This window comes from Paenibacillus sp. V4I5 (genome assembly GCF_030817255.1).
In the GTDB taxonomy this organism is placed as follows: Bacteria; Bacillota; Bacilli; order Paenibacillales; family NBRC-103111; genus Paenibacillus_E.
Genome location: NZ_JAUSZB010000002.1, coordinates 505,499 through 524,769, shown reverse-complemented (window position 1 = coordinate 524,769; position 19,271 = coordinate 505,499). Strand labels below are relative to the sequence as shown.

Annotated in this window: 9 protein-coding genes; 1 reads left to right on the top strand and 8 read right to left on the bottom strand. The window is 46.2% G+C overall.

Going from position 1 to position 19,271, the window contains the following annotated elements; translation table 11 throughout:
- Positions 1-56: 56 nt before the first annotated feature.
- The 5 genes from QFZ78_RS04320 to QFZ78_RS04300 all read right to left on the bottom strand — a co-directional run bounded on the left by QFZ78_RS04320 (position 57) and on the right by QFZ78_RS04300 (position 4,974).
- Positions 57-1,376: an MFS transporter gene (locus tag QFZ78_RS04320; RefSeq protein WP_307545691.1), complete on the bottom strand. Its 1,320-nt coding sequence runs from the start codon at positions 1,374-1,376 to the stop codon at positions 57-59.
- 963 nt (positions 1,377-2,339) lie between these two features.
- Complete coding sequence (locus tag QFZ78_RS04315; protein ID WP_307545690.1) at positions 2,340-2,516, bottom strand: hypothetical protein; 177 nt, start codon at positions 2,514-2,516, stop codon at positions 2,340-2,342.
- 138 nt (positions 2,517-2,654) lie between these two features.
- Positions 2,655-3,509, bottom strand: coding sequence for an SH3 domain-containing protein (locus QFZ78_RS04310; protein WP_307545688.1), 855 nt, complete (start codon positions 3,507-3,509; stop codon positions 2,655-2,657).
- A 273-nt stretch (positions 3,510-3,782) separates the two neighbouring features.
- Positions 3,783-4,322, bottom strand: a complete 540-nt coding sequence (locus tag QFZ78_RS04305; RefSeq protein ID WP_307545686.1) for a GNAT family N-acetyltransferase — start codon at positions 4,320-4,322, stop codon at positions 3,783-3,785.
- Between the two features lie 139 nt (positions 4,323-4,461).
- Positions 4,462-4,974: a DUF6886 family protein gene (locus QFZ78_RS04300; RefSeq protein ID WP_307545684.1), complete on the bottom strand. Its 513-nt coding sequence runs from the start codon at positions 4,972-4,974 to the stop codon at positions 4,462-4,464.
- Between the two features lie 212 nt (positions 4,975-5,186).
- Between QFZ78_RS04300 and QFZ78_RS04295 the strand changes: the two genes are divergently transcribed.
- Entirely contained in the window at positions 5,187-5,456 is a 270-nt protein-coding gene (locus tag QFZ78_RS04295; RefSeq protein WP_307545683.1) for a transposase, read from the top strand.
- Positions 5,457-6,310: 854 nt separating this feature from the next.
- Here QFZ78_RS04295 and QFZ78_RS04290 read toward each other — a convergent pair.
- The 3 genes from QFZ78_RS04290 to QFZ78_RS04280 all read right to left on the bottom strand — a co-directional run bounded on the left by QFZ78_RS04290 (position 6,311) and on the right by QFZ78_RS04280 (position 19,047).
- Positions 6,311-9,949 (bottom strand): immunoglobulin-like domain-containing protein, encoded by a 3,639-nt coding sequence (locus QFZ78_RS04290; RefSeq protein ID WP_307545680.1) that lies wholly within the window; start codon positions 9,947-9,949, stop codon positions 6,311-6,313.
- 27 nt (positions 9,950-9,976) lie between these two features.
- Entirely contained in the window at positions 9,977-13,063 is a 3,087-nt protein-coding gene (locus tag QFZ78_RS04285; RefSeq protein ID WP_307545678.1) for a GH92 family glycosyl hydrolase, read from the bottom strand.
- Positions 13,064-13,146: 83 nt separating this feature from the next.
- Positions 13,147-19,047, bottom strand: a complete 5,901-nt coding sequence (locus QFZ78_RS04280; protein ID WP_307545676.1) for a GH92 family glycosyl hydrolase — start codon at positions 19,045-19,047, stop codon at positions 13,147-13,149.
- Positions 19,048-19,271: the final 224 nt, after the last annotated feature.

Genomic DNA, 19,271 nt, shown 5'->3' with positions numbered 1-19,271 from the left:
AGCAAGTCAAATTATGACCGCCTCTTCCACATTTCCCTCTAGTTCAAATATCAATATTATTTCTTCTTTTTATTAGCGTCGAGTTCTGCTTCGATTTGGGAGACTTTTGAAGACTCCCCCATACGCCAGTAGACGAAAAAACTAATGGCAATGCAAGCAGCTACGTAAAAGTAGAAAAGCGACTCAGCTCCAATGCTCTTGAACCATAATGCAATGAACTCCGCAGTCCCACCGAATACCGCGACGGTGAGTCCGTAGGGAAAACCCACGCCAAGAGCACGGACTTCTGTCGGGAAGAGTTCGGCTTTCACGATTGCATTGATGGAAGTATATCCTGTGACAATAATGAGACCCACCAGCATGAGCAAAAAAGCACCGATAGGGTTCTTCGTATCCTCCAGGATCAGGAACAGTGGCACTGTCAACAATGTTCCAAAGATTCCGAAACAGAGCAATAACGGGCGCCGTCCAATCCGGTCGGATAACATGCCAGCAAGCGGCTGAAGTACGACGAATACCAGCAGGGCAATAAAGTTGATCCAACTGACAACCTCCTTTTGGAGCCCCACAGTATTTACCATGTACTTCTGTAAATACGTCGTGTAGGTATAGAAGGCGACGGTTCCGCCGAGTGTTAGTCCAATTACTGTCAGCACCGCCTTAGGGTGCTTCATCAAAGCCCGAACCGTTCCAGCGCTAGCCCGGCTTTCAGAACTCATTTTTGAAAACTGCTCCGATTCATCCATCGTTCGGCGCAGCCATAATACGGCCAAAGCTCCCAATGCTCCGATGACGAAGGGAATACGCCAGCCCCAAGACCTCATATCAGGTTCACTGAGTATTTGCTGGAGGATGATCTGCACCCCCAGTGCCACCAGCTGTCCGGCAATAAGTGTGACGTACTGGAAGCTCGAGTAGAAGCCTCGGCGGCCACTGCTGGCCATCTCGGACAAGTACGTTGCCGAGGTTCCATACTCTCCACCTAGCGACAACCCTTGGAGCAGACGAGCAAGAACCAGAATAATAGGAGCCAGCACGCCAATGGTGCCATAACTCGGGGTGCAGGCAATGATCAGGGAACCACCGGCCATGACGGAGATGGAAAGCGTCAGCGCTGCACGCCGGCCATTACGATCAGCGTAGCGGCCTAGCAGCAGGCTCCCTATCGGGCGCATTAAAAAGCCGACGGCAAAGATCGCAGCTGTGTTTAGCAGTTGGCTAGTCGGATCTCCCTTGGGGAAGAACTGGGACGAGAAATACACTGCGAAAGCAGTATAGACGTACCAGTCGTACCATTCTATCAGATTTCCAACCGAGCCTTTGAAGATGTTGCTTGTGATGCTTCGTGTCTTTGCGCGCTCAATGGATTGAGTCATAGTTATACTCTCCTCCTGAATTGTCGGTATTAGATCAAGAGCCTTATGAATTATGTTGCTCAAATTGTAAAAAAGTCATGTTTCCTAATTTAAATAGAACGCTGGTCAGACATATGATTCATAAATGGAAGCATAACCAATTAACAAACTGTCCTAATGAGCTCATTATAACAAGGTTTTAATCAATTGGAAGCGCTTTACATCCAAGATGTATGATAGTTAACCTAAGATGTTATAGTTCGATCCTAAAACGCAATTCCCTTACTTTAAACTTAACAAGCATTCATACGGTACTTTAGACAATTCAGATAGTTCTTGCCAGAAAAACGGCGAAAAATTTGTAGCTAGGACTCCTGCAATATGGAGGACTAATTCGCTTTAAATAGTCATATCTGCATCCCCTCTTATTTAACATTGTGAGACAATATTCCATTCCTTCGTTGAAAACACCTCCAACGCTCTCTTTTACTCAACATTCCTGCCCTTTACCTCAATAAACAAAGCAGGTCGCCGTGGCGGCGCCTGCTTGTTTGTCTGTTTTCATTTCAACTAACGTTCTTCGTTAGTGAAAGAATTTAGGTGGTGTGAGCGTCATTGTTTATTATTCTTGCTTACATTTGTGACGACAAATCCTATACAGGATATCGTGTTCATTGCCGTGGAACAAAAAAGCAGCCGTTTCAAGCAACCGCTTTTTTGCTATCGTTTTCCGTTAGCTTAGAAATTCGGCTTCACGGAGTCGACCTTCAATCGAAAATTCTAACTCTGGGATAGCCCTGCTTATAAGTTATTAACTCCACATCATTTTTCAACTCTGTTTAGACTTAAGTGTAATCTGAAGAACTCGAAACACGATGATTCTAATTGCAGATAATAATGGAAGCTGAAGGACGACGAATCGGGAAAATGCCACTATTTCTCGAAAAAATGGGCGCTGAACGTCAAAAACTCGTTCTGTATACATTAAGGCTTCACCCACACGTCTCCGTCAAAACCTTGGATCAAATACCAATCAGTACCGTTCGGAGCGATCCACTTGGCGATACTTTGCACTTCTTGGGGAGCGTAGAACCCGCTGTCATGGGCTAAAATCATACTATCAGGCATTTTGTAGCTTGCCGTATCTGCTGTAATCTTCACGAATTCCTCGCTAGAAACGGTTCCAATCGGTCTTACTTTTAAGGCCCATTCAGGATTAACCCATATTGCGCCTGAAGAGGTCCTAACATGAAACCAACCGAGCCATTCTTCGAAAGCCTTTACCGTTCCCGGTTCAACCTACGAAGACTCTCCTTCAAAATCTGGATGTTCATATCCTTTTGCGCCAGTCGGAAGCTCAATGCTTTTATCGATACTACTTACGTTAGCTAGCGTAAGATGACTGGGATAGATCCAGCGAGATCCTTGATCGGTTTCGATTTTGTACCAAATGACCGGATGGAAGCGGTAGGCCATCTCTCCCGTGTCCCAAAGGCTCACGACTTTGACCTTCTGCGGTTGAAGCTTGGTCGTTATATGCTCCTGATAAGGTTGTTCGTAAAGCAGTTCTTCGTCGGTAAGGGTCAAGGTAAGATCAACCGTCTCTTCCTTGATAAGCTCTTTAAGCTTTGGCTTATACAGCCATTTCTCGCCAAGCCAGGTCTTGATTCGGTACCACCCAGGCTCGCACGTTTGCGTGCCGTCGCTTAACAGGTAACAGAACTCATTCAGTCCTGTCACTTGAATCGGTTGTGCCGCCAATTGTCCATTTCCGAGGGAATCTAAGCCATATGGGTAAGGGGTAGGGGTATCGAAGAAGGTTACCGTTTTTAGTGTGGTCACACTCATGTCAACATCTGAAAAGCTGCCGTGCATGACCGATTCGTTACCATAAATCCAGCTATCCCCTAGCCATGTCTTGATTTTATACCAGGAAGTGCCCTCCATACTATTTTCCAAAATGACCTCGACGGTCTGATTCGCTGATAGTTTACCGACAATGGTGCTATTGGCTGCTTGCTCGGCGTACAGGGTTTTCTCCTCCAACAGTGTTATGACTGATGCGGCATGAGCCTGATGGGTCGGCATCCCTAATACGACAATCATCCACAAGCCGAAGCAAATCCAAATTGCATTTGATTTCACTTTGTTCATAAGCAATCACTCCTCTGATAAATAGACGATCATAAATGGAAAAGGTTGCTTTTTTAGTCAATCTATCCCTATAGAACTTTAGTCTTCTCTATCAGTTTTGCTAGGCCAGTTCCCAAATTCAAGCGAAGAAGCCTCCAAAGCCACTTTCAAAGTGGGTGGAGCCTTTTTATTTTCAAATCTCATAGGAATGCTGCCCGTTACTTGAATGTAAAACAAGGAGCAGCTGCCGCGGCAATCTGCTCCCTGCTTATTGTGCTAACGTTCTTCGTTAGATCAATAAAGATAGCCTAAAAAATCTAGATCTCCCTCGCTCCAATCGATCTTTCCTACTTCCTTGATCATTAATTCATCAATTGCCTCAAACCCTATGCCATTTGTAATCTGAGTTTCATTATCTATTTTTAACCATTTACATTGGTTCTTTACTAATTTATAACCATTTCTCAAATACAAGGTCCTGTTATCTGCAAATAAAAGTATAAAGTCAATATTTCTTCCCACAGAAAACTTATCGATTTCTATAAGCAGCGTTGAAGCAACTCCCTGAGAGCGAGTGTTTTGTGAAACACATAAATCAATTACACCCAGTATTCTCAGAGGTTTCCCATTTAGATTCATCACCCTATAATCTAATCCAACCTGTCCTATGAGTTGATTTTCTCGGTTAAAAGCTAGAAATCTAAAATGAGGAAGTTGCTTGAAATAAATTCTATTTTTAGGATAAATTTCTGGAAAACTGGCGTTTAATAATTCTTGTATATTTGCTGCTAATTCATTACTTATATCATATTCAAATACTTTATCTATCTTCAAATTATTTCTCCAATATTAATATTTTTGTTTTAAGCCTTTTCTACATCCAGATGCTACCTTGAACTATCCCCATTAACTCAGCAAGGACTGCCAGATCAATCAGCTGCAGCCTCATTACTCTCGTTCTCCCGTTAGTGGATTACAGTCTTTTTGCGTTATTAAATCTATGTATGCCAAATCCTTTGAAGTCAGAAGCTAATATTGCTTCTCTAAGAGGATATAAATTCGTTGTGAATCTTAATTCAATTCCTTTTTGGATAAATCTCTCTAACAAATTCCCATACGTATCAACTGACTTAGGCTTCACTACTTGACGAGAAATATAATAACCAGCAGTCTTGTCAAAAAGCTCAAAGCCCTCATCATCAAAGCAATATCTAAAAATGGTCTGCTTTGAAATCCTTGGATACCAATCACTTTCTACCGTAACTATGGTGTCAGCAATTGTATTGTTAAAGAAAAGTTGCAAATTTTGGTCCGCTGTCGCCTCGTCTCTCCTACACACAATTCGGGGACAATCCCCCGGGAAATAGTATGTAAACTCATGCTCTTCATCAATAGCCCAAACTACCGCAGGAAAATCCGGACGATTTTGTTTCTCTTTAGGTACAAATATTTTGATACTATCGTCCTCGCTAAAATGAAAAAGCACGTAATCCCTCCTTATTTTATTTACCTTTATATTCCATATGAGCATTGAATTATCCTGCCCGCTAATCGGTTAGGAGGCTACTCATTAGTTGAGTAGCCGACCTCCCACACCACCGTACGTCAGACTATCTAACAATTATTAATAAGTTTTTGTTGTTGGCATGGAAATGAATGGTCTTTGTCGAATCTCTATATAAAAGGAGATGAGCGTTCATGCCTTTCATCAAAGGTGAAGATAGAAACCAAATCCATTTACTTCCAAATACATTGGATGACTTTGTCGAAGAAGAAAGTCCTGTACGAGTCATCGATGCTTACGTCGATAGTTTGGCTCTGGAAGAATTGGGGTTTCAAGTGTATTCGGGAGCCAAAGTGGGCCAAAAACCGTATCGTCGGGAAGATCTTCTCAAGCTCTATCTTTACTGTTATATGAATGGTATCCGTTCTTCTCGTAAAATGGAAACCGAACACGAACATATTTAATAGCCTCCGTCTTACCTCTTCTTTGAAAGCCATAAATAATCCCACCAGGAGACCTATCTTCTATCCATTCAACTACTTTCTTATATAGTTTCATTATTTCGTTAGAAGGTACCAGATACTTATCTTGTACAAGTTTATGTGTGCCAGATGGTATTACCGGCCATCGTTATTCTCCATACTCATGATTTATCACCTCTCCTAAAATGACATGGGTTTAAAAAATTCATCCCAACCATCATCATGTTCATCGATGATAGCTTCTTCTCTCTTACACCGCTTCTTCTTGATAACTTCCAGTTTTGGAAACTTCAGTAACCTCTTCCTCTTCCTCTACATCAGCATTTGCTTCCGATATCATGTTTTCCATTTGTTTGCTGATACCTTTCCTCATGTGCTAACCAATTTTTATCTCCCTTTTTTTTGCTGTTACGAAGATGATCTCTGAGAGCTTGGACATAATCATTGCTTGCCAAGAAGAAACTCCTCTTTTCACTTCGTATAGATACTTATTAATTAATCTCCTTGTTTCTAAACTATGGGGAGTTTTAACCCACTTACCGGATACACGCAACAGACCAAGTTCACTTCCATTTTCTAAGAAAATTGGGACTTCTACCTACCTTCAATAGCTGCTGCAGATGTATCCAAAAATAAATAACAGCAAAAAGGAGTAGCTGCCGCAGCAAACTGCTCCCTGATCATTGAACTCTCGTTTTGCATTAAGGTTTATGCGTAGAGATATTTTCTTACATGCGTATCACTTCACTATAGCTTTGCTCGACAATCGTAGTAAACAGAGATGGTGCCAACTACACCACCTCTGTTTTTTTGAAACAGGAATCCATATTTCACTCTTAGCCGAGAATCATTTTGGCTACGAATGCCAAGTCAACGATATCAATTTTCCCGTCTTTATTAAGGTCCGCTTGCTTATACAGATACCAATTCGGGTCATCGGACGTTTTACCGTAATACGCTGCCATCATAGCTATATCGCCAATACTATAGGTGTTATCCCCGTTCAAGTCACCTGACATCTGCGTATTCATGGAAGCACGGAAACGCTGCATCGCAATATTCAATTCGGCTGCCGCTTGATCTACTTGGGTTTGGTTAGCTGCCCCGTTGTCCGCTACAGCCTTCGCACTATTCAGCGATGCTTGCAAAACCGCTTTCGATCCCATCGGGTATTGTCCTGGATTGGTCCCTTCTACCGCGGTATCGTGTAGGCTTTGCGCTTCGGTAATCAGGCCATTTAGCGCTGCTTTGTCTATGCTTTTGATTTGAATAGAGTGTACATCGCCAATTACATTGGTTTCCATACCCTCACCGTCTGAAATAACCACATTCGACAGCGTTATCGCAGTAGATAATGATGAGGCAGGAGGTATAGCTTTCCACTGCAGGCTAAGCAAACCGTTCACGGAAGTATCTTGACTTGATCCTATTTTTGCTGTAAGAATGCGAATTAGACCCAAAGTTTCCTTTGTATCTACGACGAGCATCTCTTCTTTAAGAGATTTCACGGAGACAAACTCCACCGCTGCCGGGTCATACGTGAAGATTAGGTCTTGGGCAAAGATGCTGGGGTTCACAGTGCTCAAATCGTAAGTAAGATCGAACGATGTGCCCGAGATGACATGGTCAGGACCAAATAAATACGTTTTATTGCTGACAGGATTTTCTTTAATCATAAAATCGATGATATACGTTTTCTTCGTTGAGCGGTCTTCCGCAGTAACATCGACTACTGCCCGGCCTGGCAGACTTTCCGCCTGAGTCACGTTAACCGTTGCTCTTGCATCTGCAGCGGTTGCTGCAACAGTAGGTACTTGGACTACGTTTTCTGGCAGTTCCACGGTATACGCCACCGTTTCTTTATTGAAACCGGTTAGCGGCTCCCCGTTGATGGTGATACCGCTTAAGGACGCATCGTTATTCAAGGGCTCTTCGACTTCACCAAGTGCAGGAAGTGTAATGTAAAAAGTCTTCGTAACACTCGAAGTGCCACTGCTGATCGTAGCGGTTAACGCTGCGGTAACATGAGGATCGCCATAGCATGGTCGTACGATGTTACCTTGGAAATCGATAACCTCAGGGTCTGAGCTCGACCAGGTAATGACCACATATGGGACCTCAGGGATTCGGATCGGCAATGTTAAATCATGCTCAACTGTATTCGTATTCCCCAAATCAAGGCGTGCTGCAGCCGATATCACGCGTGCCTCATCAGCGCTTAACGCCTTAACGGTAAAGGTAAACGCCTTCGTTCCGCTTTCTGCCCCTTTGGTTAATTTGGCTGTGAGCACGATCTCGGCATCCGGCTGCCCGACGCCGGGTCTAAGGACTTGCCCCGCTTCACTAAATACGGCTGGATTGGAACTGACCCACGCAATCCTAGATCCGAATCGTCCAGTATTCTGTAAGTATACGTTGCTTGTCACTGTACCGATGATGCCAAGTTCAAGCTCCGCTTTGTCTGCGGCAAGATCTCCCATGTCTCCTTGTGCAACCACAGTAATCATAAACGGTTTGGTTGCCATGGCTGCTCCGCTGGTGATTGTAGCCGTTAAACTCACCACGGCATTCGGTTGACCCGCGCCTGGTCGCGACACATGTCCAACTTCATCAACGACAGCAGGATTCGATGAGCTCCATGTAATGGACGAGCGGTATTTCCCTTGTGTGACCAGAATCAAGTGATCTGCAACTGCGCTCGTATCTCCCAATTGAAGCATTGTTTTATCCAACTCTACCGCTTCTGCGTCATTCATCGGAAGCACTTTAACGACAAATGCCTTCGTCGCGATCGAATCACCCTTTCTTATTGCAGCCGTCAGTTTAACCTCTGCACTCGGCTCACCTTGAATGGGTCTGGCTACAATTTGGCCGGCATCGCTCAAAACGAGCGGATTCGAACTTTCCCATGTGATCGTTGTTTGCTGCTCGCCTGCCGCAGGCAGATTCAAGTCATGTGAAACTCCCGAAGTATCGCCTAGACTGAGCGTGGCCTTCACGGCATGAACTGCTCTTGTATTGCTTTCCCCGACTGTCGAATCATGATCGATTGTTATATCATCAACGGAACCGCGAAAAAATCCTTGAGCAGCTCCGCTGGCGTCAAATCCGAACAAAATTTTATCGATGATTTTCCCATTGGCTGCTTCACCTAGGTTGGTCGTGATAAAATTCCATTGATCTTCGACGACAAAGCCTCCTTTCCCTTGGGCATTCGGATGAAGCACAACGCCATGTTGATCTTTGGCGCCTAAATCATGCAGATAAGTCCCATCCGTAAACAAAAGGTCAAGCGCCACATATTTGCTCGTCGTTCTCGTCAAGGTCGGCAGCACATCAGACTCCTTCTCCGGAAACACCCAGTAAGACAGTGTCGTGGAAGGTTTGACTGCAATTTCCGCATCAAAGATTTGGTTATAAGCAGTTGATTTATCTGCATTCAGCGCATTTCCAGAAAACTGGAGGGCTGACGCTCCATTGTGCGCGCCCGTTCCTTTCTTGGACTCCATCCCTCCGATACCGCAGCAAAACTCTCCGATATTGTTCGTTAACGACATAAGCCTGTAAGTATTGTCCGGACCGGTCGTATCCGTTGGCGCCCTGTCCTCCGATTCAAAGCCCGAATCAAAATCAATTGCTGCCTCGTACTGATAGTCAGCCTCCCTCATTGCCAGCACATTCAAATGAAACTGCTTCGTCTGTGTCACAGTTCCTTTTTTCACCGTCGCTGTCAAAGTAAGCTGTGCATTCGGCTGACCAAGTTCCGGACGCTTCACCAATTTCCCTGTATGGCTGATTACACCGGGATTTGAACTCTCCCATGTAATTGTCGTCCCTTTTCTGAACGATGTTGGCAGTACGATTCCCTTGGTTAAAGCGCTTGTATCTCCCAAATCAAGTGATGCGACAGCTGACGCTACAGAGCTGTTGTCATCAAGTTCCACAGCGTACAATTTCCAATCGGCTAGCTGCGTATTCGTCGTCTCGCCGTTGTTATTCAGAATGAATAAACGGTAATACGCATACTCTTTCACTTTGTCATCTGTAATCGTATACTCTTTTGTTTGGAAGCGGCTGCTAAAGGTTTGATTGTTTTGCTCATCCAGCACACTCCAATTCGTACCATCATTCGAACCTTCTACTCGCCAGTTTTTGGGGTCCCTTGTTGGGGCGTCGTTGGCAGACACCATGCTATATTTTTTGACCGCTTGCGTATCCCCATAATTGAATTGGACCTGCACCCAAACGTTCGTTGTTTGCACGCCAAGCCACTTGGTATTGGCATTATTATCGAACAATTTCAGAGCCGTTTCACTAGGTGGGTTCTCTTTACTGAACTTCACCGTCAGATTGTTGGCAAGGGCGACATTGACCAGATCTCCCGGAGCAGCGTGCACGGGTGCAACAGGAAGCAGACAGACCGTCATGATGCAGCAAAATAGAACATGCAAAATACCTAAAAGCCATTTGCTCATTTGCCAGAAACCTCCTTGTACTTGGCGTTAGAGTTTGGCATCTGGACCAGCCTCCATCCTTGCGCTTCGCTGCTGCTGGCTAGAGCTTCGGTCAACCGAAGTATTCTTATCCGGCGTCTGTTGAGCGCTTTCGCTATTCAGCGTGTAATGCGTACACGCATTTACGGATCGAGAGACAAGCTCGCCATTCGAAGGCGGAGCCTGCGGTTCCGGAGGAGTCGTTGCCCAGCTTGTATTTGGCGTTGTGCCGAGCGTAAAGTCAAGCACCGCTCCGTCTTTCATCAAATCATAGGGCAACCAAGTGCTGTCATAGCTTTGCCCATTCAGCTTCAAGCTCTGAATATATTTCGCTTCTTCCGAGGCGCCACTGCCAATCAGCTTCAATTGTTTGCAGCCGGCTAACTGTAGGGTCGCTTCCTCGAATAGCGGAGCATGTATGGAGAAGCCCCCTATCCCTGGAATCGACGGGTACAACCCTAGTGCTGCCAAAACAAACCAAGCTGAGCCCGCGCCTAAATCATTGTTGCCGATCAGACCTGCCGGTCCGTCATGGAACAGCTCGAGCATGCCCTTCCGCACAATTTCCTGGGTTTTCCAAGGTTGACCAGCAAAGTTATAAGCCCAAGGGACACCGTAGCTCGGCTGATTCCCCAGAAATGAATGCGGTTGTGTCGAACCTGCGTTTAATTTCTGAAAGAAAAAGTCGAGTCGCGTGCGCGCTGCCTCCAAGCCGCCCATTTTCTCGAATAATTCCTTATAGTTGAAAGGCAGCACCCATGTATATTGGGCTGAATTCGCTTCTTGAAAGCCGTGTGCGCTAGCCGGATCAAAGTTGCTTTCGAAATTTCCGTTAGCTAGTCGCGGTTGAATATAGCCGGCTTTAAACGAAAGCATCCAGCTTTGCGAACGCTTTAAATACGTCGTGTATTTCTCCTCATCGCCAAGCGCCTTGGCAAACTGAGCGATTGCAAAATCCGCATTGTTATACTCTGGAATGTAACCGGTTACCCACCCGCCCCTTTCAATCGGAATGTAGCCTAGTTGCAGGTAGTCGGCCAGATTAAACCGGCCATTCAAACTGGATGGCGTAGAGGCATGATAATCCATAACTTTCAAAGCTTCCTGCAAGTCGAAATTTCTTGCCCCAAAGGCATACATATTGGAAAGGGTTATGGATGCCGGATCGCCATTCATGACATTCGTTTCGGAATTGGCAATGCTCCATTTCGGTAAAAATCCGTTTCTACTTTTGGCGTCATCGACGAAAGATTGTGCGATATCTGAACCTATATTGGGAAAGAGAAGTCCGATTAACTGCATCTGCGTCCGATATACGTCCCATCCGGAGAAAGTTGAATAATGCGTGTATTTGCCCCCGGTGTTATAAATCTTTTGATCAAAACCTCTATAATCGCCGTTTACGTCGCTGTACACATTCGGGTGGATCAAGGAATGATACAAGAAGGAATACAGCATCCGTTTATGTTTCTCTGTCCCGCCTTTGACTTGAATTTTACTGAGGGCCAATTTCCATTTGGCCTGCGCCGTTTGTTTGACAGATTCGAAGTTCCAGCCAGGGTTTTCCGTTTCCAAATTCAGCTTGGCATGCTCGATATCGGTATAGGAAATCGCTACCTTCACATATACCTCTTTCTTGCCGGATGTATCAAACCTGACATAGCCGCCAACTTTACGATTATTTGAAATCTCTGATTGCTCAGAGCGTTGACCTTTCGTGATTTGAGAGCCTTTATAGGTGCCGACTTCGGTGAAAGGTTGACTGAACTCAGCAGCAAAATAAACCGTATAGTTATTCGTGTTTTCAGCTAAAGTGCCGCTGCTCCCCTTGCTGCCGCAAAAACCGCCGGCATTCACATAGCCCGTCACCATGTTGGTATTAGTGTCAATATTGACGTTAGCCTCCCTAACGCCCGTGCCGTTAATGCCCGTATTAATCAGCATCATCGCCTGCGTGGAGGCCGGATAGGTGAATCTGCCGATACTCGTTCTCTCTGTTGCTGTAAATTCCGTTTTGATGTTGTATTTATCCAACAAAACACTGTAATAACCGGGTATCGCCGTTTCGTTCTCGCGTTGGAAAGGCGAAGCATAGTCTTCGAAATGCGTCGCCGGTGATTTCCCTAGCTTGCCGACGACAGGTAAAAAAGGAATGTTCTGAGCAATATCACAGCCGGGTCCGTCGATATGCGTCAAACTGAATCCAGCAATGGATTTGCGGTCATAATCATATCCAGAGCCCAATGGTGATTTGCCTGTGCCCAAATCGTTATAGCCAGTATCCGGGCTCCACTGAATCATTCCGAAAGGCACTACCGCACCAGGAAATGTATTTCCCCTGTTGCCGCCGAAGCCGACAATGTCCAGCTTATTGTTTTGCGAGCCTAACAACGGATTGGCGTAAACGGACGGATCGAATTCGGAGTTTCGAATTTGAATATCATCGATAAATCCGCTATAGCTGCCCGGATTGACGCTCTGCTGGTATGAAACGAGAATGCGTTGAATCGTTTTCCCCGATGCTGCCGATCCGACATTCGAAGTAACAAAATTCCATGAATCTAGAGCTAATTGATTGCCCTTGCCTTGTTCTTCAGGGCTCATGGTAATGCCGTGTTGATCTACTGCTTGATAGCTGTGCAGATATGTACCATCCTCAAAGGCAAAATCTACTGCGACATAGGTGCTGTTTTTTCCATAGCTTACTGTGCTGTCATCCAGCGTGGAGTGACTTTGTGGGTAAATCCAATAGGACAGCGTTGTATTAGGTCCAACAGGAATGTTTACCTCAAACATTTTATTGTAAGCGAATGCCGCATTGGACTCTGCCGTCTTACCACCAAAAAGCAGCGCCTTTTTACCGGATTTGCTCATCTCACTCGATCGTTTAGATACCGCTTGGAAAACATGGTTACTTGCTTCGGACTCATCTTCCCAGTTCGGCTGAACGGCTTCATTGCTTTCAAATCCTGCATTGAAGCTTGGTGCAGCAGCTGCTACGGATGGATCGAACGTCGGCGGGACGATCCAGATGCTCCATAGCAGCACGAAGCAAAGTAAAAGACGGGACGCTTTCCTCATCGTCCTTCTTCTCATTGCGAGATCACCTCCAAATGATTTCCCATATGAAAAATCGGGAGGAAGCCGATACCGCCCGCCATCCTCCCGACATGTTGAAACTAACCTAAAATCTTACTAGCCATCATTGCTAGATCCGCGATATCGATGACGCCGTCATGATTCAGATCCGCTTTTTTGTACAAGTCCCAATTGGCGTCTTTGCTATTTTTACCATAGTAAGCGGCCACAATGGCTAGATCTCCGATACTGATATGATCGTCTCCGTTCATATCATCCGGCATGCGCGTATTCACCGATGCCAAGAACCCTTGCAGCGCCGAATTTAGTTCAGTCACAGCTTGATCGACTTGTGGTTGGGTAGCTGCTGCGTCACCTGCGATTTGGCCGGCCGTGTTAATTGCCGCCTGCAGAATGGCTTTCGAGCCAACAGGATATTCGCCGGTTTTGGTGCCTTCTACAGCTGAATCATGCTTCGATTCTGCTTCTGCGATAAGTAGATTCAGTGCAGATTTATCCACCGTGCTGATGATACTGTTCTTGAACGTTTGCAGAGCTGTGTTCAGCTGCGCTCTCGCTTGGTCGACTTCCTCCTGCGTAGCTTGCAGGTTCGCCGCCACTGCTTTAGCCGTGTCGATAGCCGTTTGCAGAACTGCTTTAGAACCGGTAGGGTACTGACCGAATTTGGTTCCTTCCACAGCTGCATCATGGGCCGCTTGCGCTTCTGTGATCAAGCTGTTCAGAGCCGCTTTGTCCACGGCTTTCAGGCTGATGACTTTCGAAACGCCAGGAACTTCCGTCTCTTTACCATCTCCGTCTGCAACAACGAGATGGGATACGGCAATTGTCCCGGATGCTCCAAGCTCAGATGTCTTGACTTTAAAGTTAAGCGTCAGTAAAGCTCCGTTCGGCTGGGAGGCACCTGTACCAACATGAACAGCAAGGAATCTGCTTTGCCCCGGTGAAGCTTTCTTATCCACCACCACGAAATCTTCTTTCAGCGATTTCTCGGAAACGAATTCAAAGAGATCCGAATCATAAGTAAACGTAATATCTTGACCATACACGTTTTGCGTCACTCCGCCCAATCCGTATGTCAAATCAAAGGATTGACCAGCGGTAACGGTTGAGCTTCCGCTTAGTAGGGCAGTTGCCTCGCTCTTCGCATGATCGATGGTAATATCATCGAAGTATCCGCGCGAATACCCCGTTTTCCCCGTGGCATTAAAAGAAATAAGAACTTTATCGACCGTTTTCCCGGCCGCCACTTCTCCGATCTTGGACGTCACGAAGTTCCATTGATCGGATACGAGTTTGCCGCCATTACCTTGTGCCAACGGAGTAAGTCCGATACCATTTTTATCCACGGCACCCAAATTCCGTAGGTACGTACCGTCGGTGAACAGTAAGTCGACAGAGTAATAGGCACTTGTCGTTCTTACGTTGCCTGGCAGTATTGTTCCTGCGCTGCCTTCCGGATTCACCCAGTAAGAAAGCACGGTCGAAGGTTTAATGTCAAAATCAGCATCAAACATTTGATTATAGGCATAATTCTCTACAGCGCTTGTCGCATTGCCGGAATACAGAATCGCACTTGTGCTGCTATTGCGTCCTGGTGTGCCAACCTTGGTCTCAACACCGCCGATACCGCAGCAGAATTCGCCTACGTTCTTCGACTCGATTGTACGGTTTTCCCATGTCGGCATCACGTCACCTGGTTCAAGTCCCGTTTTGAAATCAATGCCAGCATCATAGCTAAGCTCAGCGGGATCAATAGCAAGCACCGTTATCACAATGGCTTTCGTCGCGCTTACGCTGCCTTTTTTCACCGTTGCCGTTAACGTTAAGCTCGCATTCGGTTGACCGACATCCGGACGCTTAACAATTTTCCCTTCGTTATTAACAATGGCCGGATTCGAACTTTCCCAAGTAATCGTTGTGCCATATTCGAAGTTTCCATTAGGTAAGATTAACTTTTTGGTAACAGCGCCAGTATTGCCTAAATCCAAGCCTTTAATGGTCTCTTCGACGGCTGCATCATCGCTTACAGGAGGAGTCGGATAGCCTAAGAGCTCGATTTCTGCTAACGATGTGGTTGCGGTTCCCGAATTCTCTGTAATCTCTAATCTGTAGTATTCGAATTTACCCGGATTTTGTATCGCGAATGGACGGGTATTCGAACGCCATGTAAATGTTTCGTCTGTTCTTTGATCCAATACGGTCCAATTCTGACCGTCATTGGAACCCTTCAGCATCCAGCTCTTCGCATCGCCTTCCGTATTTCCTGAAGTCATCGTATACGTGGCAGCCTGCTTCTTCGAGCCAAGGAATTGATATTGAATCCATGGCGTCTTGCTGTTTAACGTAACTCGGGTGTTTGAACTATTATCGAACAGATTGCCGATCGTGGAGCTGTTTGTGCTGTCAGTCAGTTTAGCAAACCCTTGAGCCGCCATTTTATCCGTCAGATCTTTCAGTGGCGCAGGAGCTGCCGAACCTTGGGTAATGGAGGATGGCACGTCATTGTCGCCGCTTCCCCAGGTCGAAGGCGCAGGTCCCATTTCAAAGTCCAACGTAGCGCCTGCTGCAAGGACCGCATGTGGCAGCGAAGTTTGTGTGTATGCTTCGCCATTCACTTTCAGGCTTTGAACGTATTTGTTGTCCTTGCTGTTCGAAGGCGCATTAACAACGAGTTTTTTCCCGTTTTCAAGTTGGATCGTCGCTTTTTTGAACAATGGTGCTCCAATGGCATATTCAGGGCTGCCCATTTTGAGCGGATAGAAACCTAAAGCTCCAAAGATATACCACGCTGACATTTCCCCGTTATCCTCATCGCCTGCGTAACCTTGGCCGATTTGGCTGCCGAGATACAACCGGTCTAAAGCTTCACGAACTTTTTCCTGTGTTTTCCAAGGCTGCCCTGTGTAATTATACATGTAGATAATATGGTGGGACGGCTGATTGCTGTGTCCGTACTGCCCCATTCTTACATCTCTCGCTTCTGTCATTTCATGGATGACTCCGCCATATGATCCAGCATTTGAGCTGGAAGCAGGTTCCGGTATGCTGAAGAATTGGTCCAGCTTCTCGGCCAGTTGTGTTCTACCGCCATACAGATTTGCCAAGCCTTGACCATCCTGCGGCGCATGGAAAGCCATATTCCAAGCATTCGTTTCCGTATAATCGCCGCCCCAATTTCTTGGATCGAAACTTGCAGGTGTATTGCGCCAAGCACCGCTCGCAGTTTTGCCATTGAAGAATCCCAAATCAGGATTAAACATATTGACATAATTTTGTGACCGGTTGATGTAATATTGTTGATCTTCTTTGTAATGCGCGTTGTAAGCATCGCTTGTGTCATTCTTCTTAGCAAGCGCATCCGCCAAGTTCGCAATGCCATAGTCATTGATGTAACCATCCACAGCCCATGACAATCCTTCGCCTGTATCCGTACTTGTATAGCCATCGAATACGGAGGTCGCCATCCCTTTTCTGCCCACATTGGCATTCGGCGGAGTAACGGCTGCATCTTTCAACGCGGATTGATAAAAGCTTTGTACATCAAAGTTGGTGACACCTTTCAAGTAGGCATCCGCAAAAGCAACATTCGCGCTAGTGCCGACCATCAAGTTGGCATAGCCTGGAGAAGACCATCTGGATATCCAGCCGCCATCCCGATAGTGCTGAACGAAGCCGTCAATGAGTTCGCCAGCCTTAGTCGGTGTCAACAACGTATAAGCCGGCCAAGTCGTCCGATACGTATCCCAGAAACCGTTGTTAACATAAATTTTACCGTCATTGATTTTGGCGCATGACGTTGTAGCCGTACTTGTCGAGCATGTCGTAATTGGAGTTTGATCCGCATGCTTGTAAACAGGCGCTTCATTCGTGCCGACATTCTCAAATGATGAGTTTGGATACAAGAATAAGCGGTACATGTTGGAGTATAAAGTGATCAACTGATCCTCTGAAGCGCCTTCAACCTGAAAAACGCCCATCTGTTGATCCCACTGCGTTTGAGCCTTTTCTTTGATCGTTTCAAAGGTATCTGTTGGGCTGATTTCTAGCTCCAGGTTTTTCTTGGCTTGCTCTAGACTGATCAAGGATGTCGCAATCTTCATCGTAACCACTTTATTCGTCGTGGTGTCGAATTTATAGTACGCTTGCACATTCGTTCCGCCTCCACCGCTGCCCGTCAGTTTGCCGCTTGCGGTAACAGGCTTATCGAAGGTCGCATAGATGAACATGCGCGTTGCGCCTGTGGAAAGGCCGCTCTTTTGATCGGTGTAGCCCGAAATGGCTTGATTCGCAGCATCCAGCGTGATACCGCCACTATTGCCTTGGTTGTCAAAAAGCAGATTAGACGAATCCCCGGCAAACGTGAACCGGAACATGGCGGCATGATCGGTCGGCGTAAATTCCGTTTTGAGACCATTCTCGAACGTAACGCCGTAGTAGTATGGCTTCGCGATCTCATTAGCGTGCTGGAAAGGCAATGCCCGTGTTGTGCGGCTAATATTCGGAGTTCCCGCCGTGTCGGAGGGCATCACATGGAACGTTTGCCGATCTCCCATCCAAGGACTCGGTTCATGGCTTAAAGCAAAGGCTTGAATCGTAGGCAGGTTGTTTGCGTTATTGCTTTGGTTGTAATTATAAGCCCAGTCCGAGCCGGCGTTGGTTTTGGGTATCCAGAAGTTAAAACCGTGTGGGACGGCAACGGCAGGAATATTATTGCCTCTGGAGAAGGTGCCGTTGGATTGTGTGCCTCTGAGGATGTTGGCATAATCGGATAGCCGGTTGTAATTGGCAGGCGCGGGATTCCCTTCGATTTTGACATCATCAATGGTTCCTTTGAAGCCAGTTCCTGCTTTAGCTGTCGGGTTATCGTACGCAATCAGAATGCGTTTGATGGTTTTTCCGGCTGCAACAGCCCCGATGTTGGATTTTTTGAAATTCCATTGATTGTTGTAAAGTGTCTTGGAGTTCCCTTGATCTTGGGGATTGAGCTTAATGCCATGTTGATCCAGCGCACTAAAATTATGCAGATAAGTGCCATCGGCAAATGCGAGATCAACCGCTGTATAGGTGCTGGAATAATCCATCTGCGCCTTATCCGTAAATTCGGGAGCAATGTAATAGGAAAGTTCGGTAGTTGGCGTCACGGCAATATCAACATCGTAAACTTTATTGTAGGAATACGCTCTGCCGTCTACCAAGTGGGTTCCTGAATAGGTAAACCCTTTTAACCCGGTCCACCCGACATTGGATTTCGCATTGTAAAGACCCGAAGGACCGCTTGAGACATACGACTTCATATCCGCTGGTGGAGGCGGGGGGAGAATAATGCCATTGGAAAGCTGGAACTCGGACAATTGCATATAAGAATCGCCGCTGTTCGCCGTAATGTTCAACCGATAATAGACATAAGGCGTTTCATTCGTAAAGTCATACACTTTCGTCTGAAAACGTTCGCTAAACGACTGGTTCGTTCTCGTATCCAGCGTCGTCCAGGTGCTGCCGTCATTAGAGCCCTCAAACTGCCAGTTTTTCGGGTCTCTTCCCGGCGAATCGTTCGCGGAGGTCAAGGCATATCTGACGACCGTCGATGCTTCGCTAAGCTTGAATCTTAACCAGGAAGTCGAGTTCGTATCCAGCCATTTGGAGTTCGTGTTAGAGTCAATCAGATTGACGGCCACTTCACCTGAGGAGGCATACTCTCCTCTTGCTGTCACTTCAACTACCTTATTCGTGATGCTTCCCGGGATGCCCGCAAAAGGCGTGTTGCCATCGATGCCAAGTTTCAGAGGATTTCCGTCGGTATCTGACTCCACGGTATTTTCCCATGTTACAAGAGGATCACTAGCTTCAAAAGACGAGAAGAAGTCGGCTCCTTCTGCAGCAGCAGCCGATGCCTGCTGATTGGCAGGCATATAAAATGCTCCTGCAAGAAGTGTAAAGCTCGTTGCCATAGCCAGAAATTTCCCAGCTTTCCGTTTACCCATTCCAGAAAACCTCCCATTTTTGTTTTCAACACAATCCGGTTCTTATAAATTCAAACAGCCTCCTTTTGAAGAACACCTGTAAGCGCTTCCCCATAAACATCTTACTGAAAGAGCCTGGCTTTAACTATGCGGTAAATCTATCTTTTCTTCCGATAAAGTAATCACATTTCCCTTTAAGCGTCATTCAGGAATAAAAAAGAGGGGTAGAGAACCTCATCTCCCCT

Excerpts from the sequence above, each read along its gene's own strand:
- QFZ78_RS04320 (WP_307545691.1), bottom strand. The coding sequence starts at position 1,376 with ATGACTCAATCCATTGAGCGCGCAAAGACACGAAGCATCACAAGCAAC.
- QFZ78_RS04310 (WP_307545688.1), bottom strand. The coding sequence starts at position 3,509 with ATGAACAAAGTGAAATCAAATGCAATTTGGATTTGCTTCGGCTTGTGG.
- QFZ78_RS04295 (WP_307545683.1), top strand. The coding sequence starts at position 5,187 with ATGCCTTTCATCAAAGGTGAAGATAGAAACCAAATCCATTTACTTCCA.
- QFZ78_RS04290 (WP_307545680.1), bottom strand. The coding sequence starts at position 9,949 with ATGAGCAAATGGCTTTTAGGTATTTTGCATGTTCTATTTTGCTGCATC.
- QFZ78_RS04285 (WP_307545678.1), bottom strand. The coding sequence starts at position 13,063 with ATGAGAAGAAGGACGATGAGGAAAGCGTCCCGTCTTTTACTTTGCTTC.
- QFZ78_RS04280 (WP_307545676.1), bottom strand. The coding sequence starts at position 19,047 with ATGGGTAAACGGAAAGCTGGGAAATTTCTGGCTATGGCAACGAGCTTT.